22 protein-coding genes and 3 tRNA genes are annotated in these 20,232 nt (G+C 73.7%); 9 read left to right on the top strand and 16 right to left on the bottom strand.

Annotated elements, in window-relative coordinates:
• The first annotated feature begins 27 nt into the window (after positions 1-27).
• Positions 28-702, top strand: coding sequence for an SAM-dependent methyltransferase (locus GFJ45_RS03705; protein ID WP_153394273.1), 675 nt, complete (start codon positions 28-30; stop codon positions 700-702).
• On the opposite strand, the gene GFJ45_RS03700 is transcribed toward GFJ45_RS03705, so the two are convergent.
• The gene (locus GFJ45_RS03700) at positions 692-1,876 is read right to left on the bottom strand and encodes a zinc-dependent alcohol dehydrogenase (RefSeq protein ID WP_153394271.1); all 1,185 of its coding nucleotides are present in this window, start codon (positions 1,874-1,876) and stop codon (positions 692-694) included. The two genes, GFJ45_RS03705 and GFJ45_RS03700, sit on opposite strands and share 11 nt — an antisense overlap.
• A 107-nt stretch (positions 1,877-1,983) precedes the next feature.
• Here GFJ45_RS03700 and GFJ45_RS03695 point away from each other — a divergent pair, with 107 nt between their 5' ends.
• Entirely contained in the window at positions 1,984-2,958 is a 975-nt protein-coding gene (locus GFJ45_RS03695) for an SDR family NAD(P)-dependent oxidoreductase (protein WP_153394269.1), read from the top strand.
• Between the two features lie 61 nt (positions 2,959-3,019).
• Here GFJ45_RS03695 and GFJ45_RS03690 read toward each other — a convergent pair.
• A tRNA-His gene (locus GFJ45_RS03690) sits at positions 3,020-3,095 on the bottom strand.
• A gap of 55 nt (positions 3,096-3,150) precedes the next feature.
• The gene (locus GFJ45_RS03685) at positions 3,151-4,263 is read right to left on the bottom strand and encodes a YihY/virulence factor BrkB family protein (RefSeq protein ID WP_153394267.1); all 1,113 of its coding nucleotides are present in this window, start codon (positions 4,261-4,263) and stop codon (positions 3,151-3,153) included.
• 158 nt (positions 4,264-4,421) lie between these two features.
• Between GFJ45_RS03685 and GFJ45_RS03680 the strand changes: the two genes are divergently transcribed.
• Positions 4,422-4,769 carry a hypothetical protein gene (locus tag GFJ45_RS03680; RefSeq protein ID WP_153394265.1) on the top strand — a complete coding sequence of 116 codons (348 nt, stop codon included), beginning with the start codon at positions 4,422-4,424 and terminating at the stop codon, positions 4,767-4,769.
• A 131-nt stretch (positions 4,770-4,900) separates the two neighbouring features.
• Here the strand turns inward: GFJ45_RS03680 and GFJ45_RS03675 are convergent.
• Positions 4,901-4,973: transfer RNA gene (locus GFJ45_RS03675), tRNA-Lys, on the bottom strand.
• A 70-nt stretch (positions 4,974-5,043) separates the two neighbouring features.
• Here GFJ45_RS03675 and tdh point away from each other — a divergent pair.
• The gene (gene tdh, locus GFJ45_RS03670) at positions 5,044-6,099 is read left to right on the top strand and encodes an L-threonine 3-dehydrogenase (RefSeq protein ID WP_153394263.1); all 1,056 of its coding nucleotides are present in this window, start codon (positions 5,044-5,046) and stop codon (positions 6,097-6,099) included.
• An 8-nt stretch (positions 6,100-6,107) separates the two neighbouring features.
• Complete coding sequence (locus tag GFJ45_RS03665) at positions 6,108-7,325, top strand: glycine C-acetyltransferase (protein WP_153394261.1); 1,218 nt, start codon at positions 6,108-6,110, stop codon at positions 7,323-7,325.
• 37 nt (positions 7,326-7,362) lie between these two features.
• Here the strand turns inward: GFJ45_RS03665 and GFJ45_RS03660 are convergent, their stop codons facing one another.
• From GFJ45_RS03660 to GFJ45_RS03650, 3 genes are read right to left on the bottom strand one after another with little or no spacing between them, the layout of a single operon-like run.
• Entirely contained in the window at positions 7,363-8,340 is a 978-nt protein-coding gene (locus GFJ45_RS03660; RefSeq protein WP_153394259.1) for a magnesium and cobalt transport protein CorA, read from the bottom strand.
• Positions 8,337-8,651, bottom strand: a complete 315-nt coding sequence (locus tag GFJ45_RS03655; protein ID WP_153394257.1) for a GroES family chaperonin — start codon at positions 8,649-8,651, stop codon at positions 8,337-8,339. The genes GFJ45_RS03660 and GFJ45_RS03655 overlap by 4 nt, the downstream gene beginning before the upstream one ends.
• Before the next feature lie 16 nt (positions 8,652-8,667).
• Positions 8,668-8,946, bottom strand: a complete 279-nt coding sequence (locus GFJ45_RS03650) for a DUF3618 domain-containing protein (RefSeq protein WP_153394254.1) — start codon at positions 8,944-8,946, stop codon at positions 8,668-8,670.
• A gap of 91 nt (positions 8,947-9,037) precedes the next feature.
• Here GFJ45_RS03650 and bcp point away from each other — a divergent pair, with 91 nt between their 5' ends.
• The 3 genes from bcp (at position 9,038) to GFJ45_RS03635 (ending at position 10,476) form a co-directional block, all read left to right on the top strand.
• On the top strand, positions 9,038-9,505 hold the full coding sequence (bcp, locus tag GFJ45_RS03645; protein ID WP_153394252.1) for a thioredoxin-dependent thiol peroxidase: 468 nt from the start codon (positions 9,038-9,040) through the stop codon (positions 9,503-9,505).
• A 52-nt stretch (positions 9,506-9,557) separates the two neighbouring features.
• Positions 9,558-9,639, top strand: a tRNA-Leu gene (locus tag GFJ45_RS03640).
• A 111-nt stretch (positions 9,640-9,750) separates the two neighbouring features.
• A complete protein-coding gene (locus tag GFJ45_RS03635; RefSeq protein ID WP_153394250.1) occupies positions 9,751-10,476 on the top strand; it encodes a hypothetical protein in 726 nt (241 codons plus the stop codon).
• On the opposite strand, the gene thrB is transcribed toward GFJ45_RS03635, so the two are convergent.
• From thrB to GFJ45_RS03595, 8 genes are all read right to left on the bottom strand, one after another.
• A complete protein-coding gene (gene thrB, locus GFJ45_RS03630; protein ID WP_228386437.1) occupies positions 10,451-11,434 on the bottom strand; it encodes a homoserine kinase in 984 nt (327 codons plus the stop codon). The two genes, GFJ45_RS03635 and thrB, sit on opposite strands and share 26 nt — an antisense overlap.
• Complete coding sequence (thrC, locus tag GFJ45_RS03625; protein ID WP_153394248.1) at positions 11,435-12,520, bottom strand: threonine synthase; 1,086 nt, start codon at positions 12,518-12,520, stop codon at positions 11,435-11,437.
• 59 nt (positions 12,521-12,579) lie between these two features.
• Entirely contained in the window at positions 12,580-13,233 is a 654-nt protein-coding gene (gene rdgB / locus GFJ45_RS03620; protein WP_194288503.1) for an RdgB/HAM1 family non-canonical purine NTP pyrophosphatase, read from the bottom strand.
• On the bottom strand, positions 13,230-14,021 hold the full coding sequence (gene rph / locus GFJ45_RS03615) for a ribonuclease PH (RefSeq protein ID WP_153394246.1): 792 nt from the start codon (positions 14,019-14,021) through the stop codon (positions 13,230-13,232). The genes rdgB and rph overlap by 4 nt, the downstream gene beginning before the upstream one ends.
• Before the next feature lie 103 nt (positions 14,022-14,124).
• Entirely contained in the window at positions 14,125-15,711 is a 1,587-nt protein-coding gene (locus GFJ45_RS03610; RefSeq protein WP_153394244.1) for a molybdopterin-dependent oxidoreductase, read from the bottom strand.
• Between the two features lie 4 nt (positions 15,712-15,715).
• Complete coding sequence (locus GFJ45_RS03605) at positions 15,716-16,495, bottom strand: MBL fold metallo-hydrolase (RefSeq protein ID WP_153394242.1); 780 nt, start codon at positions 16,493-16,495, stop codon at positions 15,716-15,718.
• Positions 16,492-17,307 (bottom strand): glutamate racemase, encoded by an 816-nt coding sequence (gene murI / locus GFJ45_RS03600; protein WP_153394240.1) that lies wholly within the window; start codon positions 17,305-17,307, stop codon positions 16,492-16,494. Before murI ends, GFJ45_RS03605 begins: the two co-directional genes overlap by 4 nt.
• Positions 17,308-17,317: 10 nt before the next feature.
• Positions 17,318-18,094, bottom strand: a complete 777-nt coding sequence (locus GFJ45_RS03595) for a fumarylacetoacetate hydrolase family protein (RefSeq protein ID WP_153394238.1) — start codon at positions 18,092-18,094, stop codon at positions 17,318-17,320.
• A 17-nt stretch (positions 18,095-18,111) separates the two neighbouring features.
• On the opposite strand from GFJ45_RS03595, the gene GFJ45_RS03590 reads away from it, so the two are divergent.
• Positions 18,112-19,014: a 3-methyladenine DNA glycosylase gene (locus tag GFJ45_RS03590; protein ID WP_153394236.1), complete on the top strand. Its 903-nt coding sequence runs from the start codon at positions 18,112-18,114 to the stop codon at positions 19,012-19,014.
• A 74-nt stretch (positions 19,015-19,088) separates the two neighbouring features.
• Here the strand turns inward: GFJ45_RS03590 and GFJ45_RS03585 are convergent, their stop codons facing one another.
• Positions 19,089-20,192 carry a branched-chain amino acid aminotransferase gene (locus GFJ45_RS03585; protein WP_153394234.1) on the bottom strand — a complete coding sequence of 368 codons (1,104 nt, stop codon included), beginning with the start codon at positions 20,190-20,192 and terminating at the stop codon, positions 19,089-19,091.
• Between the last annotated feature and the right edge of the window lie 40 nt (positions 20,193-20,232).

Genomic DNA, 20,232 nt, shown 5'->3' with positions numbered 1-20,232 from the left:
ACACCGGAACGGCGGAGCGGGGCGACGATGGGCTGCTGCGAGCCAGCCGGGTACGGGCGGGTCTTCACCCCCGGCTCGGCGCGCCGGCAGGCCCAGGCCGCGACCCGTCGCGGAGTGCGCGGCACCGAGGCGCTGCTGGCGCGGATGGCGGCGGCGCACACCCGGCTCCGGGACGCCACTGTGCTGGAGGTCGGGGCGGGAGTCGGCGGGCTGACGGTGACCCTGCTGCGCCGTGGCGCCGCGCACGCCACCGCGCTGGAGATGACGGACAGCTACGACGAGGCCGCCGGGCAGCTGGCGCGGGAGGCCGGCGTCGCCGACCGGGTGCAGCGCCGGATCGTGGACCTGGCACGCGAGCCGCAGGCGGTGGCTCCGGCGGACGTGGTGGTGCTGCACCGGGTGGTGTGCTGCTACCCCGACCACGCCGCGCTGCTGCGGGCGGCCGCCGGCCGGACCAGGAGGCTGCTGCTGCTCACGCTCCCGCGGGAGCGACTGGCGGTGTGGGCAGGCATCAGCCTGGGCAACCTGACGCTGCGGCTGACCGGCCAGCAGTTCCGCGCGTACGCGCACCCGCACCGGGAGGTCCTGGCCGAGCTGGCGGCCGCGGGGCTGCACCCGGTCGCCGACGAGCAGGGGCTGCTGTGGCGCAGCCTGGCGCTCGCCCCGGTGGAGCGGGCCGGGCCGGGCCCGGTCACGGCGTGAGGACCACCTTGACGCACCCGTCGCGCTTGGCGCGGAACATCTCGTAGCCCTCGACGGCCTCCTCCAGCGGGAGCCGGTGCGTGGCCAGCGACTCCAGCCCCAGCACGTCCTCGGCCCCGGAGACCAGCTCGAGCAGCTCCGGCGCCCACCGGTGCACGTTGCACTGGCCCATCCGCACCTGGACCTGCTTGTCGAAGAGGGTGAGCATCGGCATCGGGTCGGCCGTGCCCCCGTAGACCCCGGAGAGGGAGATCGTCCCGCCCCTGCGCACCGCGTCGATCGCGGTGTAGAGGGCCGCGAGCCGGTCCACGCCGGCGTGCTCGAACGCCGCCCGGCCCAGCGGGCCCGGGAGGCGGCGCGCGCCGCGGATCACCGCCGCGGCCACCGGGTTGCCATGGGCCTCCATCCCGACGGCGTCGAGCACGGCGTCCGGGCCGCGGCCGTCGGTCAGGTCGCGCAGCGCGTCACCGACCTCGTCCACCGCGGACGCGTCGACGACCTCGGCGCCGTACGCGGAGGCGAGGGCCAGCCGCTCGGGCACCAGGTCGACCCCGATGACGCGGCCGACCCCGCGGTGGCGGGCGGCGCGCACCGCCAGCTGGCCGACCGGGCCGAGCCCGAGCACGGCGAGGGTGTCGTCGCTGCCCACGTCGGCGTACTCCAGGCCCTGCCAGGCGGTCGGGAGGATGTCGGAGAGGTAGAGGTAGCGCTCGTCCGGGCCCTCGGCAGGCAGCCGCACCGGGCCGGCGTCCGCGAACGGGACCCGCACGTACTCGGCCTGGCCACCCGGGACGCCGCCGTAGAGCTCGGTGTACCCGAACAGCGCCGCTCCGCTGCCGTGCTCGCGCACCTGGGTCGTCTCGCACTGGGTGTGCAGCCCGCGGGAGCACATCCAGCAGCGGCCGCAGGCGATCGGGAACGGCACCACCACCCGGTCTCCCGGCGTGAGGGAGGTCACCTGCTCGCCCACCTGCTCGACGATGCCCATGAACTCGTGGCCGAGGACGTCCCCGGACCGCAGGAACGGTGCGAGGACGCCGTAGAGATGCAGGTCGGAGCCGCAGATCGCGGTCGAGGTGACCCGCACCACCGCGTCGGTGGGCTCCTGCAGGACCGGGTCCGGGACCTCCCGGACCTCCACCTTCTCGACTCCCTGCCAGGTCAGTGCTCGCATGGCTCGACAGTAGGCCGACCGGTACCTCCCCGCATCCGGGCCGCGGTCCGGCGTCGCGCCGGTGGGTTCGGCGAGCGCAGCCCGCCCCGGGGACCTACCGTCGGTGGATGAACAACGCACCCGTCGCCCTGGTCGCCGGAGGGTCCCGCGGGCTGGGGTGGCTGATCGCCCGCGAGCTGCTCCAACGGGGGCACACCGTCGCCGTCTGCGCCCGGGACGCAGCCGTGCTCGCCGAGTCCACCAGCCGGCTGGCCACCGAGCGGCACGGGCCGGGGACGGTGCGCGGCTACCCGTGCGACCTGACTGACCCCACCCAGGTGACCGACCTGGTGCGTCGGGTCCGGGAGGAGCTGGGTCCGGTCGAGGTGCTCGTCACCGTCGCCGGGGTGATCCAGGTCGGCCCGGAGGCGGCCACCACCGAGGCCGACTTCCGGGCCTCGGTGGACACGATGCTCTGGGCGCCGATCCGGCTCGCCCGGGAGGTGCTGCCGGAGATGCGGGCCCGTGGGCACGGCCGGATCGGCACCATCACCTCGATCGGCGGAGTCGTCCCGGCCCCGCACCTGCTGCCGTACACGACCGCCAAGTTCGGCGCGGTCGGCTTCTCCGAAGGGCTGGCGGTCGAGCTGTCGGGGACCGGGGTCACCTCCACCACGGTGGTGCCGTGGCTGATGCGGACCGGCTCCCACGAGAACGCCTGGTTCGTCGGTGACCAGGCGCGGGAGTACGCCTGGTTCGGTCCGTCGGCGTCGCTACCGCTGCTGGCGATGAACGCCGAGCGGGCCGCGCGCCGCATCGTCGACGGCGTGCTGCGGGGCCGGCCGATGGTGGTGCTCACCCCGATGGCCAAGGTGGCGATGCGGGTGCACGGGCTGGCGCCGGCCACGACGGTGCGCGCGCTGGGGCTGGCCGCCCGGTTGCTCCCCTCGGCTCCCGACTCGGCGACGCACCCGGCGGCACGCGGCCACGAGGCCGCCCGCAGGCTCGGCTCCCGCACCGTCGGGGCCCTGACCGCCTTCGGCTCCCGGGGGGCGCGCCGCTACCAGCAGCGCTCCGCCCAGCGCACCGGCGGCGACCGGTAGCAGGCGTAGAGAACGGCACCGCCCCCGACTGCCTTCGTGCAGGTCAGGGGCGGTGCCGGCGTGGGGTGAGTGACGGGACTTGAACCCGCGACATCTGCGACCACAACGCAGCGCTCTACCAGCTGAGCTACACCCACCATGCCGCCCTGGCGGGTGACCCCGTCCGGACAACGCGGACCATCGTACCTGCTGTCAGGAGTCGCTCCGGCCACGGGGCCGGCGGGCGGCGCGCAGCCGGATCCGGCGTGCCTCGGCGACCAGCTCTTCCTGCTTCTCGGCCTTCTTTACGGCCTGCCGGTCGTCCCGCGGCGGCAGCTGGATGGCCTCCTCGGCGGGTAGTCCGGCGTGCAGCTCCCGGCCCCGCTCCAGCTCGGCGTCGAACTCGGCACCGAACAGCAGCGCGATGTTGGTCAGCCACAGCCACAGCAGGCCGATGATGACGCCGGCCAGCGCGCCGTAGGTGGCGTTGTAGTTGCCGAAGTTGGCGACGTAGACGCCGAAGGCCACGGTGCCCAGGGCCCAGGTCACGATGGCCACCGCGGCGCCCGGGCTGACCCACCGGAACTTCGGGGGCTTCACGTTCGGGGTGCCCCAGTAGAGCAGCGCGATCAGCGCGACGACCAGCAGCAGGACCACCGGCCACTTGGCGATGCTCCAGACCGTGACCGCAGTGCCTCCCAGGCCCACGACGGAGCCGACCGCCTCGGCGAGGCCGCCGGTCAGCACCAGCGCCACGACGATGAGGACCACCATCAGCAGCATGAGCAGGGTCAGCAGCAGCATCCAGGGGCGCAGCTTCCAGATCGGCCGCCCCTCCTCGACCTCGTAGATCCGGTTCATCGCGCGGGAGAAGGCGTTGACGTAGTTGGACGCGGTCCACAGCGCACCGACCAGACCCAGGACCAGACCGATCCCGGCGCCCTGGACGGTCTGCATGTTGCTGACGTAGCTCTCGACGATCTGCATCGTGTCCCCACCGGCGCCCAGCTGCCCGATCAGGTCCAGCATCGCCTGCGTGGTCTCCCGGCCACTCCCGAAGACCCCCAGCAGCGAGGTGAGGGCCACCAACGCCGGGAACACCGACAGCACCGCGAAGTAGGTCAGTCCGGCGGCCAGGTCCAGGCACTGGTCGGACCCGAACTCCGAGACGGTGCGCTTGAGCACACCCTTCCAGCTCCGCTTGGACAGGTCCGTCGGGTCGTCGGGGAACTGGTCGCTGTCGGCGAACCGCTCCTCGCCCGCCGCCCGGCCGCGCGTGGTGTGACCCTCGTGAGCGCTCGACGAGCCGGTCTGCTGCTGCTCCACGATGGATCAGGCCTCCTCACTGCGCTGGCCAGCGGACGCGTCAAGTCTGCCCCAGCGAGCCGCAGCGCGCGCCTCGAGCCGCACCGCGGACCGCGCCGCCGGGACACGCCGGTGGCACCCCGGTGGACCGCACGGGCGGCCGGGGTGATGCTGGGGTGATGACGACCGAGGACCCGACCCCATCCGCGCCGGACTCCCCGGCCGGGAAGCTGCGACAGAACAGCACCGGTGGAGACGAGCCGCGGGAGCAGCAGCAGACGCTGACCGACGACCCCACCGCCCCGCGGGGCCAGGAGCCCCCGGAGGTGCTCGCTCACCGCGAGCGCCCGGCGCGGCCCGCCTCGCTGGTGCAGCTGCCGGCCGGCGCGACGTTCGGCCGCAGCGACCGGATCAGCCCGGAGGAGCGCGAGCGGCTGGCTGCCTACGCGGCGCGGGCGCTGGCCGAGCTGGAGGGCGAGTCCGACCGCCGCGTGCTGCCGGACGAGCGGGACGCCGAGCAGCAGTGACGCCGAGCAGCAGTGACGCGGCGGCCTGGCGTGTTGGCCGCGCGGCCTGGCGTGTTGGCCGCGTTACCTGCCCCGGGCCCCCGGACGCGGACAGGCCCCGCCAGGCTGGTGCCGGCGGGGCCTGTTGGGGGTGCGCCATCAGGGACTCGAACCCCGAACCCGCTGATTAAGAGTCAGCTGCTCTGCCAATTGAGCTAATGGCGCAACAGCCGAGAACACTAGCACCGGGGAACCCCCTCGATGAAATCGAGACGGTTGCGTCAGGATGGCGGTCATGCGTGCTCTCGTGAAGCCCACCGCCGCGCCCGGACTCGAGCTGCAGGAGGTGCCCGAGCCGCAGCCAGGACCCGGGGAGGTCAAGATCCGGGTGCTGCGCGCCGGGCTGTGCGGCACCGACCTGCACATCGAGGCGTGGGACGACTGGGCGGCCTCCATGCTGCGTCCGCCCCTGACGGTCGGGCACGAGTTCTACGGCCAGATCGTCGAGCTGGGACCCGGCGTCCCCAGCCAGGGAGGCAAGTACGACCTCGCGGAGGGCATGTACGTCTCCGTCGAGGGCCATGTCGTCTGCGGGGTGTGCCGCAACTGCCGGGCCGGGCGTCAGCAGATGTGCGTGCAGACCTCCAGCCTCGGCGTCAACCGGGACGGCGCCTTCGCCGACTACGTCGTCGTGCCGCACAGCAACGTCTGGGTGCAGCCGGACATCATCGACGCCGACCTGGGCGCGGTCTTCGACCCGCTCGGCAACGCCGTCCACACCACGCTGCAGTTCCAGGTCTCCGGCAACGACATCCTCATCACCGGCGCCGGCCCGATCGGCGTGATGGCCACCGCGATCGCCCGCCACATCGGCGCCCGCTACGTCGTGGTGACCGACGTGTCCGACTACCGGTTGGCGCTGGCCAGCAGGGTCGGCGCAGACCACGTCGTCAACGTGGCCCGGGAGCGGATCGAGTCGGTGCAGGAGCGGCTGGGCATGGCCGAGGGCTTCGACGTCGGCCTGGAGATGTCCGGCTCCCCCACCGCGATGTCCGAGCTGATCGAGAACTGCACCCACGGCGGCAAGATCGCGATGCTGGGCATCCCCAAGGAGCCGTTCGGCATCAACTGGGGCCCGGTGATCACCCGCATGTTGACCATCAAGGGGATCTACGGCCGGGAGATGTACGACACCTGGTACCGGATGACCTTCATGATGCAGACGTCGGAGACGCTGCGGGAGCGGGTGCGCTCGGTCATCACCCACCGCGTGCCCGCCGAGGACTGGCAGGACGCGTTCGCAGCCGCCCGCTCGGGCGAGTGCGGCAAGGTCATCATGGACTGGAGCTGAGGAGGCGCATGATGGAGGCAGTCAGGGAGCAGCTGGCGCAGGAGCTGGAGCAGATCAGGGAGGCCGGCCTCTACAAGGTGGAGCGGGAGCTGTCCTCCCCGCAGTCGGCGCACGTGACCACCCAAGGGGCCGAGGCGCTCAACTTCTGCGCCAACAACTACCTCGGGCTGGCCGACCACCCCGACGTCCGGGCGGCGGCCCGGGAGGCGCTGGACAGGTGGGGCTTCGGGATGGCCTCGGTGCGCTTCATCTGCGGGACCCAGACCCAGCACCGCGAGCTGGAGCGGGCCATCGCCGACTTCGTCGGCACCGAGGACGCCATCCTGTTCCCCTCCTGCTTCGACGCCAACGGCGGCATCTTCGAGGTGTTGTTCGGGCCCGAGGACGCGATCGTCTCCGACGAGCTCAACCACGCCTCGATCATCGACGGGGTCCGGCTCAGCAAGGCGCGCCGGTTCCGGTACCGCAACCGCGACATGGCAGACCTGCGCGCCCAGCTGGAGGACGCCCGCGAGGGCGGCGCGCGCCGCACCGTCATCGTCACCGACGGAGTGTTCTCGATGGATGGCTACTACGCCCCGCTGGCCGAGATCTGTGACCTCGCCGACGAGTATGGCGCGCTGGTGATGGTCGACGACTCGCACGCGACCGGCTTCGTCGGCGAGCACGGCCGTGGCACCCACGAGCACTGCGGCGTGCTGGACACGACAGCGGAGACCCACAACCGGGTCGACATCCTCACCGGCACGTTCGGCAAGGCGCTCGGCGGCGGCAGCGGCGGCTACGTGGCCGCCCGCCAGGAGGTCGTGGACCTGCTCAAGCAGCGCGCCCGGCCCTACCTGTTCTCCAACGCGGTGGCCCCCTCGATCGTGGCCGGCTCGCTCAAGGCGCTGGAGATCGCCCGCGAGTCCGCCGAGCAGCGGGAGGCGCTGCGGCGCAACACCGGGCTGTTCCGGGACCTGATGGCCGAGGCCGGGTTCGACCTGCTGGAGGGCTCGCACGCGATCGTGCCGGTCATGTTCCCCGGTGAGGATGGCGCCAGGCAGGCCACCCAGATCGCCGACGCCATGCTCGAGCACGGCGTCTACGTGATTGCCTTCTCCTACCCGGTGGTGCCGCGCGGCAAGGCCCGGATCCGGGTGCAGCTGTCGGCGGCCCACTCCGAGGAGGACGTGCGCCGCTGCGTGGACGCCTTCGTCGCCGGCCGCAGCGCCGTCGCCGGGTGACCCGCCACCCGGCCGGGACGGCGCCGGGCCGGAGCCGCTACAGCCAGCCGGACCGGCGGAACAGCCGGTACAGCACGAAGCACAGGGTGGCCATCACCGCCAGCGCCACCGGGTAGCCATAGGTCCACTCCAGCCCCGGCATGTGGGTGAAGTTCATGCCGAAGATCCCGGCCAGCAGGGTGGGCACCGCCGCGATCGCCACCCAGGCCGAGATCTTGCGCATGTCGTTGTTCTGCTGCACCGAGACCTGGGCGAGGTGGGCGCTGAGGACGTCGGTGAGCAGCCGGTCGTAGCTCTCGATGTGGTCGACGATGCGCTGCAGGTGGTCGGTGACGTCGCGGAACTGCAGCCGCAGCTCCTCCGAGGCCACGGGGCCGCGCGACCCGATGAGCCAGCCGACGGAGGACACCAGCGGCTCAGCCGCGCGACGGAACTCCAGCACCTCCCGCTTGAGGCGGTAGATCGTTCCGGAGTGCACCGCGTTGGCGCCGGCGAAGACGTCGGCCTCGATCTCCTCCAGGTCCTGCTGGACCTCGTCGTCGATGTCCAGGTACGTGTCCACGATGGTGTCGATCACGGTGTGCAGCACCGCCAGCGGCCCGCCGCGGGCCAGCAGCTCCGGGTCCTGGTCCAGGCGGCGCCGCACCCCCGTCAGCGGGGCCAGGTCGCCGCGCCGGACGGTGAGCACGTAGCGGGGGCCGGCGAAGACCATCACCTCACCGGTCTCGATGTCGGAGGTGGCCTCGACGTAGCGCAGCGTCCGCAGCGCGGCGAACGTGACGTCGCCGTACTGCTCGATCTTCACCCGCTGCCGGCCGTGCAGGGTGTCCTCCACGGCCAGCGACGGCAGGTCCAGCGTGCTGCTGATCGTGGTCATCTCCTCGCCCGTCGGGTCCTTGAGCCCGATCCAGACGAAGGCCTGGCTGTCGGCCGAGGCCAGGGCCGGCAGCGCGTCGTTATCGTCCGGGGCTGGTTGCCGGCGCCCGTGCCGGTAGAGCGCCTGGTCGACGATCACAGGTAGAGACCGGTGCCGGCGTCCTCGACCCGCTCGGCGGCGACGGCGTGCAGGTCGCGCTCGCGCAGCAACAGGTAGTCCTTGCTCCCCAGCTCCACCTCGGCCTTGTCCTCCGGGTCGTACAGCACCCGGTCACCGACCTCGACCTGGCGCACGTGCTGGCCGGTGGCCACGACCCGGGCCCAGCCGAGTCGCTTGCCGACGCTGGCGGTGGCGGGGATGACGATGCCGCCGCCGGAGCGGCGCTCTCCCTGGTCCTCGGCGGATACGAGCAGCCGGTCGTGGAGCATCCGGATCGGCAGGCGGCCCATGCTCGGCACCGAGGCGTCAGCCCTTGTAGAACAGCCGTCGGGCGCCGCCGAGCAGCAGCGCGACCGCAGACACGCCGCTGAGGATGCCGGCCACGACCTCGTAGCGCAGGTCACCTGCCGGGGTGTAGAACGTCTCGTTGACCTTCTCGCGGACCGCTTCGCTCTGCTTGCGCTTCAGCTCGGCCGGGCTGACGCGGGAAGCCAACTCCTGCACGGAGCGAGCGAGCCGCTCCCGCGTCGCGTCCAGGTCGGCCTCGATCTCGGCGACGGATCGGGGCGACGTCTCTTCAGCCATCTGGTGTCCTTCCCGGAGGTCGGGGCGGCTGCGTGGTCACTGCCCTGAGACGATAACCCAGACCGCGCTCGATCTCGTGATGAGGAGAACCATGCCACGTCTGGAACCCGGCCAGCCCGCGCCAGCCTTCACCCTGTCCGACGCTGCGGGCAACCAGGTCTCGCTGAGCGACTACGCGGGGCAGAAGGTGATCATCTACTTCTACCCGGCGGCGATGACCCCGGGCTGCACCACGCAGGCGTGCGACTTCCGCGACAACCTCGCCCGGTTGCAGCAGGCGGGGTACGCCGTGCTCGGTATCTCCCCCGACTCCCCCGAGAAGCTGGTGACGTTCACCGAGCAGGAGTCGCTGACGTTCCCGCTGCTGTCGGACGAGGACCGGCAGGTGCTGGAAGCCTACGGCGCGTGGGGTGAGAAGCAGAGCTACGGCCGCACCGTCACCGGCGTCATCCGCAGCACCGTGGTGGTCGACGAGCAGGGGACCGTGGAGCTGGCCCGGTACAACGTCAAGGCCACCGGCCACGTCGCCTCGCTGGCCAAGGCGCTCGACGTGGCGTAGTGAGCAGGCGCTCCCGGCGCGTCCCGGGGCCGACGTAGCATCGGGGCCGCAGGCGCTCGTGGTGGAACTGGTAGACACGCAGGATTTAGGTTCCTGTGCCTCACGGCATGCGGGTTCGAGTCCCGCCGAGCGCACCCTCGGTCATGTCATGGTCGGCTACGGGGCGCTGCGGTGCACCCGCGTGGCGGCCCACGCCGACGAGCGCCACCGGTCCAGGTGGCCGGCTGCTGGGTACGATCCGTCGGGTGGGCGACCCTCGACCCCGCACCACGGTGACCGCCGTGCTACCGCCACTCGCGGCGGCTGCCACCTACCCGCACCCGGCCGGCTACCCCTGGCCCGTCGCCGCCCGCAGCGGGGTGCTCATGCCGGCTGGGCTCCGCGCCCGACCGCCCGAGCCCGATGACCTCACCCGGCGGGTGCCGGTCGTGGCGGTGGGCTCCAACGCCGCCCCCGCCGTGCTGGCCCGCAAGCTGGGCAGCCACCTGCGCCGCGGGCTGCCGATGGTGCGTGCCGTGGTCCACGGGCTGGGCGTCGGCCACTCCGCGCACGCGAGCGCCGGCGGCTACGTCCCGGCGGCGCCGTTCGCCGCGGCCCGCGGGGCGGTGTCGCCCGTCGTCGTCACCTGGCTCGACGAGCTCCAGCTGCGGCTGGTGGACCGGACCGAGCCGAACTACCGCCGGGTGCTGCTGCCGCCCGGGGCGTCCTGCCGGGCCGAGGGCGGCGCGGTGCTGAACGGCGCCCAGGTCTACGACTCCCGGCACGGGCTGCTCGGCCAGGCCGGGCAGCCACTGCCGCTCGGCCCGCAGCAGCAGGTGGTGTCCTGGCTGGCTGGGCGGCTGCCGGACCCGCACGGCGCCGCTCTCGCCGGTGACGACCCGCACGGCTGGCTGCGCCGGCCGGCCACCCGGCGCGGGTTTCCCCAGTTGCTTCGGGCGTGCCGCCTCACACGGCGCTCGGGACTGGCCTGACGGTCAGCCCGTCCCGGGCCACCCCGGGGCGCAGCGACCGCCAGCCAGGGCCCCACCCGCGGACCTCGTCGACGACCTGCTCGGCCCAGGCGGCACGAGCCAGCACCAGCACCGTGGGACCGGCCCCGGACACCACCGCCGCGTGACCCTGGGCTCGTAGCCCGTCCACGGCCGCCATCGTGGTGGGGTAGGCCCGCCTGCGGTACTCCTGGTGCAGCCAGTCCTGGGTGGCGTCCAGCAGCAGCGAGGGGTCAACGGTCATCGCGTGCACCAGCAGCGCGGCGCGGCCGGCCTGCCGCACCGCCTCGCTGTGCGGCACGTGCGGCGGCAGCACCTGCCGGGCGGTGCGGGTGGACAGCCGCTCCCCCTCCGGCACCAGCACCACCGGCTCGATGTCCTCGTGCACCTCCAGCCGTACGCTTCGCACGGCCCGCTCCGAGGGCAGCCAGGAGAGCGTCATCCCGCCGTACACGCTCGCCGAGGCGTTGTCGGGATGCCCCTCCAGCAGCCCGGCCTGGGTGTTGACCAGGGTCCGGTCGTCGTCGGTGAGCGCGCCGTCGCGGACCAGCGCGTGCGCGAGCCCGAGCCCGCCGACCAGTGCGGCGGCCGAGGACCCCAGTCCGGCCGACATGGGGATCGCGTTGTCACAGCGCAGCCGTAGTCCCCGGCCGTGCTGCGCCAGCCCGTCCAGCCAGGGCAGCCCGCAGGACTCCCAGCCGACCCGTAGCGCGCGGGCCACCAGGTGGTCCTCCCCCCGGGACAGCCGGTCCGCACCTTCACCGCTGTTGTCCACCACCAGTCCGGGCCGGTCGGTGACGGTCAGCACGTAGTCGTCGCGCAGTCCCAGCGCCAGCCCCACGCAGTCGTAGCCGGCGCCGAGGTTGGCGCTGCTGGCCGGCACGCTGACGCGAGCGCTGGCCCCCGCCGGCGGCACCTGCTGCTCCTGGCCCAGGGCCACTCAGCCCTCCATCCCGAGGGCCCGGGCGGCGGTGACCGCGTCCACCGGAACCCGCACCGGCTCGACGTCGGAGCCGTCGGCGTTGCGCAGCGCCCACTGCGGGTCCTTCAGGCCGTGCCCCGTGACGGTGCACACGATGCGGGCGCCAGCGGGCACCGCGCCGGCGGCGTGCTGCTTGAGCAGCCCGGCGACCGAGGCGGCCGAGGCCGGTTCCACGAAGACGCCCTCGCGGCTGGACAGCAGCCGGTGCGCGGCCAGGATCTCCTCGTCGGTGACCGCGTCGATGAGGCCACCGGACTCGTCCCGGGCGGCCTCGGCGCGCCGCCAGGAGGCAGGGTTGCCGATCCGGATGGCGGTCGCCACCGTGTCCGGCTCGTCCACCGGGTGGCCCAGCACGATCGGGGCCGCGCCAGCGGCCTGGAACCCCCACATGACCGGCCGGCGGGTGGCCGGCCCGGGCTGCTCGGCGTCGGTGGTGTACTCGCCGTAGCCCTGCCAGTAGGCGGTGATGTTGCCGGCGTTGCCCACCGGCAGGCAGTGGATGTCGGGGGCGTCGCCGAGCGCGTCCACCACCTCGAACGCGGCGGTCTTCTGGCCCTGGATCCGGTCCGGGTTGACCGAGTTGACCAGCTCGACCGGGTAGGACTCGGCCAGCTTGCGGGCCAGCGTCAGGCAGTCGTCGAAGTTGCCCTCGACCTGCAGCAGGGTGGCGCCGTGCGCGATCGCCTGGGACAGCTTGCCCATCGCGATCTTCCCCTCGGGCACCAGCACCCCGCAGCGCATGCCGGCCTTGGTGGCGTAGGCCGCCGCCGAGGCCGAGGTGTTGCCGGTGGAGGCACAGATCACCGCCTCGGCGCCGACCTCGGCCGCGGCCGAGATGGCCGTGGTCATCCCGCGGTCCTTGAACGAGCCGGTGGGGTTGAGCCCCTCGTACTTCAGGTGCACCTGCGCGCCCACCAGCTCGGAGAGGTGCTCAGCGGGGATCAGCGGGGTGCCACCCTCGCGCAGCGTCACCACCGCGCGGGTCACGTGCTCGGGGAGCCGGTCAGCGTACTCGCGGATCACGCCGCGCCACTGGTGTGCCATCTGCTGGTGCCTCTCGGTGGTGGGTGCTGGCGTCGGTGGGACGAGGTCAGTGTGCCCGGTCAGCGCGCGAGCAGCCGCTCCAGGTCCTGGCCCAGCGCCCGGAACGCCTCGCCGCGGTGGGAGATCCGGTGCTTCTCGGCCGGGGACAGCTGGGCCAGCGTGCGCCCCTCGGGCAGTCGCAGCAGCGGGTCGTAGCCGAACCCCTCCTCGCCGGCCGGCTCGCGGCCGAGCCGGCCGCGGACGGTGCCTTCCCGGACCACCTCGGTCCCGTCGGGCAGCACCAGCGCGGCGGCGCACACGAAGCCCGCGCCCCGGTGCTGCTCGGGCACGTCGGTCAGCTGGGCGAGCAGCAGCGCGTTGTTGGCGCGGTCCCGCTCCGCCCGGGTGCCGCCCGTCCCCGACCAGCGGGCGGAGAAGACGCCGGGGCTGCCGCCGAGCACGTCGACCGCCAGGCCGGAGTCGTCGGCGAGCGCGGGCAGTCCGGTTGCCGCGGCCACGGCACGGGCCTTGAGCAGGGCGTTCTCGGCGAACGTGACCCCGGACTCCACCACCTCAGCCACGTCGGGGAAGGCGCTGACCCCCACCAGCTCCCGGTCGATACGGGCCAGCACGCCGGCGAGGATGTCGGTCAGCTCCCGGACCTTGTGCTCGTTGCGCGTGGCCAGCACCAGCCGCGGACGCCCCTCGCCGGCCTGTTCCTCTGGTGAGGTCACGGCAGGTCCGCCCCGGCCTCGTGCGCGTCGCTCCCGGCCACGTCGTCGGCCCCCAGCGCTGCCTCCTGCCGGGCGGTGAGCTCGGCGCAGCCGTCGGCGGCCAGGTCGAGGAGGACGTCGAGCAGCTCCCGGTCGAACGGCTCCCCCTCGGCCGTGCCCTGCACCTCGACGTAGCGGCCGTCGCCGGTCATGACCACGTTCATGTCGGTGTCGGCCGAGACGTCCTCGGTGTAGTCCAGGTCCAGGACCGCCTCGCCGCCGACGACACCCACGCTGACCGCGGCGACCGACCCGGTGATCGGCTCGGTGCCGGCCGGGATGACGCCCTGCCGGCGGGCGGTCTCGACCGCGTCCACGAGGGCGACGAACGCGCCCGTGATCGCCGCCGTCCGGGTGCCTCCGTCGGCCTGCAGCACGTCACAGTCCAGGTGCAGGGTGTTCTCCCCCAGCAGCGACAGGTCGACCACGGAACGCAGGCTGCGGCCCACCAGCCGGGAGATCTCGTGGGTGCGTCCCCCGAGCCTGCCCTTGACGGACTCGCGGGCGCTGCGGGTGTGGGTCGCCCGCGGCAGCATCGCGTACTCCGCCGTCGTCCAGCCCAGCCCGCTGCCCCGGCGCCACGGCGGGACCCCTTCGGTGAAGGACGCCGCGCACAGCACCCGGGTGCGCCCGAACTCCACCAGCACGCTGCCCTCGGCGTGGTCCAGCCAGTCCCGGGTCAGCCGGACCTCCCGCAGCTCGTGTGGGGCTCGTCCGTCGTGCCGGCGTCCGTCGGTGGAGGTCGTCATGGGCCCAGGCTAGCGAGCCGGACGCGCGCGCCGGCCACGCCCCGAGACGGGGGGACCGGGCCGGATCTCACTCCTCGTGGCGGCGCTGGCGGCCCCGGTGCGGTCAGCGGGCCGCCGACACGCGCACCGAGTGCCACCCGCTGGCGCCGTCGGGCGCGGGCGGGGCGACCTGCTCGGTCTGCGGGCGGCCGGTGCCGTCGGTGGCGCGCACGGTGAGGGTGTGCTCCCCGGGCTCCGCCGGCCACTCCCAGCGCCACAGCCGCCAGGAGTCCACGCTCGGCTCGGCCGCCAGCGTGGCCTGCTGCCAGTCGCCGTCATCGACCCGGACCTCGACCGCGGTGATGCCGCGGGTCTGCGCCCACGCCACACCCGCCACCGTCACCGTCCCTTGCTCACCGGGCGAGACCGAGTCGCCCTCGCGCGGGACGTCGATGCGGGAGGCGGTCTTGATCGGGCCGCGCTCGGCCCAGCCACGGGGGGTCCAGTAGCCCTGCGCCTGGTCGAACCGGGTGACCTCCAGGTCAACGACCCACTTGGTGGCCGAGACGTAGCCGTAGAGCCCGGGCACGACCATCCGGACCGGGAACCCGTGGCGGTCCGGCAGTGGCTCGCCGTTCATCGCCACGGCCAGCAGCGCGTCCCGGTCATCGGCCAGCACCTCCAGCGGCGTGCCGGCACTCCAGCCGTCGGCACTGGTGGACAGCACCATGTCGGCCTCCGGCAGCGGCCGGGCCCGCGCCAGCAGCTCCCGCACCGGCCACCCGGTCCACAGCGCGTTGCCGACCAGGGACCCACCGATCTGGTTCGACACGCAGGTGAGGGTGACCAGGGCCTCGACCAGCGGCTGCTCGAGCAGCTCGTCGAAGCTCAGCTCCACCTCCTGCTCGACGAGGCCGTGCACCCGCAACCGCCACGGTCCCGGGTCTACCTGTGGCACCGCTAGCGCCGTGTCGATCCGGTAGAACTCGTCGTTCGGCGTCAGGTAGCCGCTGACGCCCGGCACCTGCAGGCTCGCCTCCGCGGGGACCGCCACCGCACGCACCGGCTCCGGGATCCGCAGCGCCTCCCGGGCGCGGCGGGCGGCCGCACCCGCCTGCCCCCAGACCCGGCCGGCGACCAGCGCCGCTACCCCGACGACCGTCAGTCCCAGCCCCCATTCGAGCACCTGCCGCCGGTCGTGTCGGGACGGGGTCGACCCGGCCCCCGCACCCCCGACGACGGACTCGCCGGCAGCCGCGGGCTGCCCGCGGCGGTGGCGAGGACAGAGCCCCAGCAGCACCACCAGCCCCAGCGCGGTCGCTGCGGCCGTCGGGACCACATCGGCCGGCGTCGCGTCCGGGCGGACCAGCACCGCCGCGGCGCCGGCGGCTCCGACGAGCAGGAAGCACAGCGGCCCCAGCCGCCGGTGCCGCGCGGTGACCTCCCCGAGCACCGCGCAGACGAGGGTGAGCGTCAGCGCCATGCCCACGAAGAGGGCGACCTTGTCGGCGGTGCCGAACCAGGAGACGGCCAGGTCCTTCAGCCAGGGCGGGGTCAGGTCGACGAAGCCGGCCCCGACCGCCAGCACCGGCGAGGGTTCACCGTCGGTGCCGACGGTGCGCGCCAGAGCGACCGCCGCCAGCTCGGCCGCCCCGACGGTGACGGCCCCGGCGGCGATCCCGGCGAGCGCGGCCGGCGCACGGGAGGCCATGGCACTACCAATCGTAGGCCCCTCCGGGCTCCGCCAGCTCGACCTCGCCCGGCCACACCCGCGCGGCCTCTGCCCGGGTGGCCTCCCGGTCGTTCCAGGCCGGGATGTGCGTCAGCAGCAGCCGCCGCACGTCCGCCTCGACCGCGGCCTGCGCGGCCCGGCGGGCGGTCAGGTGGACGCCACGGCCGGTGTCGCGGTCCTCCAGGAAGGCGGCGTCCATCAGCGCCAGGTCCGCGTCCCGCAGCAGTGGCGCCAGCGCCGGGCAGCTGTCGGTGTCCCCCGTGTACGCCAGGGTGCGACCGTGCGGCGCCAGGACCCGGTAGCCGTAGGCGGTGACCGGGTGCTCGACCCGCACCGGGGTGATCCGGAACGGCCCCACCTCGAACGGCTCCCGGTCGGCCACCTCCCGCACGTCGTAGACGTCGGTGACGTCCTCGGCGGCCGCCACCCCGTAGGCGCGCGCGAGCCGCTCGGCCGTGCCCGCCGGCCCGTGCACCGGCAACCGGTCCGCTCCCGGCGTCCCCCCGCTGCCCGGGGCGTGGTTGAGCACCACCTTGAGGCTGGTCAGGTCGAGGCAGTGGTCCGGGTGCAGGTGGCTGAGGACGACGGCGTCCAGCTCACGTGGGTCGGCGTACCGCTGCAGCGCCCCGAGCGCACCGTTGCCCAGGTCGAGGGCCACCCGCCAGGTGCGGCCCTCGTGCTCGGCGGTCAGCAGGTAGCAGCTCGCCGGGCTCTGCGGGCCCGGGAACGACCCGGCACAGCCCACCACGGTCAGCCTGCTCACTCCCCCGGCCTCCCGACGTAGGCGCGGCCGACCTGCTCGACCTCCGGGCCGAGGAAGCGGCGCGCCAGCGGCGTGAAGCGGTGCGGCTCCCCGGTGGTGAGGAACTGGTGCGTCGGCGGCCCCTCGGCCTCGCTGCGCAACACCCCGGCGTCGGTGAGCACCCGGAACAGCTCGGCCGCGGTGGCCTCCGCCGAGGAGACCAGGGTGACCCCGTCACCGAGCACGTAGTGCAGCGCGCTGGTCAGCAGCGGGTAGTGGGTGCAGCCGAGGATGAGGGTGTCGATCTCGGCGCGCTGCAGCGGGGAGAGGTACTCCCGTGCCGCGTCGAGCACCTCCGGTCCGCTGGTGACGCCGCGTTCGACGAACTCCACGAACCGGGGACAGGGCTGGCTGTGCACCTGCAGGTGCGGCGGGGCCGCGACGAAGCAGTCCAGGTAGGCCCGGCTCTGGTGGGTCGCCGCCGTGGAGATCACCCCCACCCTGCCGGAGCGGGTGGTCGCCACCGCCTGCCGCACCGCCGGCCGGATCACCTCCACCACCGGTACGTCGTAGCGCTCCCGGGCATCGGCCAGCATCGCCGCCGACGCCGAGTTGCACGCGATCACCAGGGCCTTCACCCCGTGGTCGACCAGCCGGTCCAGGCACTCCAGGGCGTAGCGGCGCACCTCGGCCACCGGCCGCGGCCCGTAGGGCGCACGGGCGGTGTCGCCCAGGTAGAGCACCTGCTCCTGGGGCAGCTGGTCCAGCACCTCCCGGGCGACCGTCAGACCGCCGAACCCGGAGTCGAAGATGCCGATGGGGCTGTCGCTCACGTGCCGCAGGCTAGCCGCGGGCGCGGACGAACCGGTTGTGCAGCGCCCCGATGCCCTCCACCTCGACCTCGACTTCCTGGCCGTCCTCGACGGGGCCCACCCCGGCGGGGGTGCCGGTCAGGATCACGTCGCCCGGCAGCAGCGTGAAGGCCGCCGAGACGTGCTCCACGAGGGCCGCTACCCCGTGGACCATGTCCGCGGTGGTGCCGTCCTGGCGCAGCTCCCCGTCGACGTGGGTGGTCAGTCGCAGGTCGGTGACGTCCAGCTCGGTCTCGACCCACGGCCCGAGCGGGCAGAAGCCGTCCATGCCCTTGGCGCGGGCCCACTGGCCGTCACCGCGCTGCAGGTCACGGGCGGTGACGTCGTTGGCCACGGTGTAGCCGAACACGACCTGCTGGGCCTGCTCGGCGGCGACGTCCTTGCACATCCGGCCGATCACCACGGCCAGCTCGCCCTCGAACGACACCTCCTGGGTGATCTCCGGGAGCACCACCGGGTCCCCGGGGCCGACGACCGCGGTGTTGGGGATGAGGAACATCAGTGGCTGCTCGGGAACCTCGTTGCCCAGCTCGGCGGCGTGGTCGGCGTAGTTGCGCCCGATCCCGACCACCTTGCTGCGCGGGATGACGGGCGCCAGCAGCCGGACGTCCTCGATTAGGTGGGTGGCCCCGGTCAGCTCGATCCTGGTGTAGAGCGGGTCGCCGGAGATCTCGGCGATCTTCTTCCCGGCGCCGTCCACCAGCCCGAACGCCGGCTCCTCACCCGTGGTGAACCTGCAGATCCGCATGGCCCCACACTAGAGGGGTGCAGACAGCGCAGGTTCGGCGGGAGCAGTCGTCCGAGCGGTGGGAGCCCCAGGAGTGGCGCCCCCTCGAACGCGCCCACGCCGCGGCGGTCGAGCAGCTGACCGCCGACCGGCTGCGCCGGCGCCGGGAGGGGCGGGCGCACCCGGTCGAGGACTTCCTGTTCGACTACTACCACCACCGGCCCGGGCAGCTGGCCCGCTGGCACCCGGGCCTGGGCGTCCGGCTCGCCGGGGCGGCCGAGCGTGCCGGCTGGCCGTGCTACCGGGTGGAGGATGCGACGGCGGCGGTCGACGCTGCGGAGTTCGTGCGCCGGCGCGGCAGGGCGGTGGCGTTCGTGCGGCGGCTGCTGCGGGCCACGCTGGAGCGTCCGGGCCGGTTCGGCTGCTTCGGGCTGCACGAGTGGGCCATGGTGTACCGCGCCGGCGGGGAGCGGCGGCACCCGAGCTGGCCGCTGCGGCTGGGCGAGGAGGGCACCGACGCGGTCGTGGAGGCGCTGCCGCTGGCCTGCTCCCACTTCGACGCCACCCGGTTCTTCACCGCCGAGGCGGTGCCGCGCAACCGGCTGCGTCCCACGCGCGAGGGCCAGGTCGCGATGGAGCAGCCGGGCTGTCTCCACGCCGGGATGGACGTGTACCGCTGGACGTTCAAGCTGGCTCCCGCGGTGCCCAGCGAGCTGACGCTGCGGGCGTTCCGGCTGGCCCGGGAGATCCGGGAGCTGGACATGCGCGCCTCCCCTTACGACCTCACCGAGCTCGGCTACCAGCCGGTCCCGATCGAGACCCCGGAGGGCCGGGCCGAGTACGCAGCGGCGCAGCGGGCGTTCAGCGAGCGCAGCAACGCGCTGCGCCGGGAGCTGCTCGCCGCGCTGGCACCGCTACCGGAGCAGCCCGCCACCGGCTGAGCGGCGTCAGCCGTGGAGCGGGTTGGCACGCGCGAGGCAGGCCTCGCCGCCACCACGCCTCGGCCGGGTCGGGCTCAGACCAGGCGGTGCATCCAGCCGTGGGTGTCCTCGGCGTTGCCGTACTGGATCTCCAGCAGCGCGTTGCGCAGCCCTTCGGCGACCTCACCGGCCTGGCCGGGGTCGCCGGTGGTGACCTCGCCGCCGGTCCACACCAGCCGCCCCACCGGGGTGATGACGGCCGCGGTGCCGCAGGCGAACACCTCCACCAGCTCGCCGGAGGCGGCGTCCTGGCGCCACTCGTCGATGCTGTAGCGGCGCTCCACCACCTCGTGGCCACGCTCGCGGGCCAGCTCGATGACCGAGGAGCGGGTCACTCCCTCCAGGATCGTCCCGGTCAGCTCGGGGGTGACGATGGTGCCGTCCCGGTAGGCGAAGAACAGGTTCATGCCGCCCAGCTCCTCGACCCACCGGTGCTCGATGGCGTCCAGGAAGACCACCTGCTCGCAGCCGTGCTCCAGCCCCTGGGTCATCGGCGCCAGCGAGGCGGCGTAGTTGCCGCCGCACTTGGCGGCGCCGGTGCCGCCGGGCGCAGCCCGCACGTAGTCCTCCGACAGCCAGATGCTCACCGGCTTCAGGCCGCTGGCGAAGTAGGCCCCCGCCGGGGAGGCGATGAGGCAGTAGGTGGCCTGCCGGCTCGGCCGGACGCCCAGGAACGGCTCGGTGGCGATCATGAACGGCCGCAGGTAGAGGCTGGTCTCGCCGGTGCCGGCCGGCGGCACCCATGCCTCGTCCAGCCGGACCAGGGCCTCCAGCGAGGCGAGGAACAGGTCCTCGGGCAGCTGCGGCAGCGCCAGCCGCGCGGCGGAGCGGGCGAACCGGGCCGCGTTGGCCTCCGGCCGGAAGGTCCACACCGTCCCGTCCGGGTGCCGGTAGGCCTTCATCCCCTCGAAGATCTCCTGGCCGTAGTGGAACACCGCCGCCGAGGGATCCAGCGACAGCGGGCCGTACCCGGTGATCCGCGGGTTGCTCCAGCCGTGGCTGGCGTCCCAGTCCACCAGTGCCATGTGGTCGGTGAAGACGGCCCCGAACGCCGGGTTGGCCACGACCTCGGCCACCCGCTCAGCCGGGGCGCGGTCGGCGCGCTGCTCGACGGCGAACGTGGTGGCCTGCGTGCTCATGGTTCCTCCTGGCCGGCAACGGTGCTGGGTGTGGGCGACA

Origin of the sequence: Ornithinicoccus halotolerans, from assembly GCF_009602535.1 — a bacterium.
Lineage (GTDB): Bacteria > Actinomycetota > Actinomycetes > Actinomycetales > Dermatophilaceae > Ornithinicoccus > Ornithinicoccus halotolerans.
The sequence above is the reverse complement of the archived record's forward strand: the minus strand, read 5'-3'. Positions and strand labels throughout refer to the sequence as shown.

Bases quoted from the DNA above. Each gene is read 5' to 3' on its own strand.
- GFJ45_RS03705 (WP_153394273.1), top strand. From the start codon at position 28: ATGGGCTGCTGCGAGCCAGCCGGGTACGGGCGGGTCTTCACCCCCGGC.
- GFJ45_RS03700 (WP_153394271.1), bottom strand. From the start codon at position 1,876: ATGCGAGCACTGACCTGGCAGGGAGTCGAGAAGGTGGAGGTCCGGGAG.
- GFJ45_RS03695 (WP_153394269.1), top strand. From the start codon at position 1,984: ATGAACAACGCACCCGTCGCCCTGGTCGCCGGAGGGTCCCGCGGGCTG.
- GFJ45_RS03680 (WP_153394265.1), top strand. From the start codon at position 4,422: ATGACGACCGAGGACCCGACCCCATCCGCGCCGGACTCCCCGGCCGGG.
- tdh (WP_153394263.1), top strand. From the start codon at position 5,044: ATGCGTGCTCTCGTGAAGCCCACCGCCGCGCCCGGACTCGAGCTGCAG.
- GFJ45_RS03665 (WP_153394261.1), top strand. From the start codon at position 6,108: ATGATGGAGGCAGTCAGGGAGCAGCTGGCGCAGGAGCTGGAGCAGATC.
- GFJ45_RS03655 (WP_153394257.1), bottom strand. From the start codon at position 8,651: ATGGGCCGCCTGCCGATCCGGATGCTCCACGACCGGCTGCTCGTATCC.
- GFJ45_RS03650 (WP_153394254.1), bottom strand. From the start codon at position 8,946: ATGGCTGAAGAGACGTCGCCCCGATCCGTCGCCGAGATCGAGGCCGAC.
- bcp (WP_153394252.1), top strand. From the start codon at position 9,038: ATGCCACGTCTGGAACCCGGCCAGCCCGCGCCAGCCTTCACCCTGTCC.
- thrC (WP_153394248.1), bottom strand. From the start codon at position 12,520: ATGGCACACCAGTGGCGCGGCGTGATCCGCGAGTACGCTGACCGGCTC.
- rph (WP_153394246.1), bottom strand. From the start codon at position 14,021: ATGACGACCTCCACCGACGGACGCCGGCACGACGGACGAGCCCCACAC.
- GFJ45_RS03610 (WP_153394244.1), bottom strand. From the start codon at position 15,711: ATGGCCTCCCGTGCGCCGGCCGCGCTCGCCGGGATCGCCGCCGGGGCC.
- GFJ45_RS03595 (WP_153394238.1), bottom strand. From the start codon at position 18,094: ATGCGGATCTGCAGGTTCACCACGGGTGAGGAGCCGGCGTTCGGGCTG.
- GFJ45_RS03585 (WP_153394234.1), bottom strand. From the start codon at position 20,192: ATGAGCACGCAGGCCACCACGTTCGCCGTCGAGCAGCGCGCCGACCGC.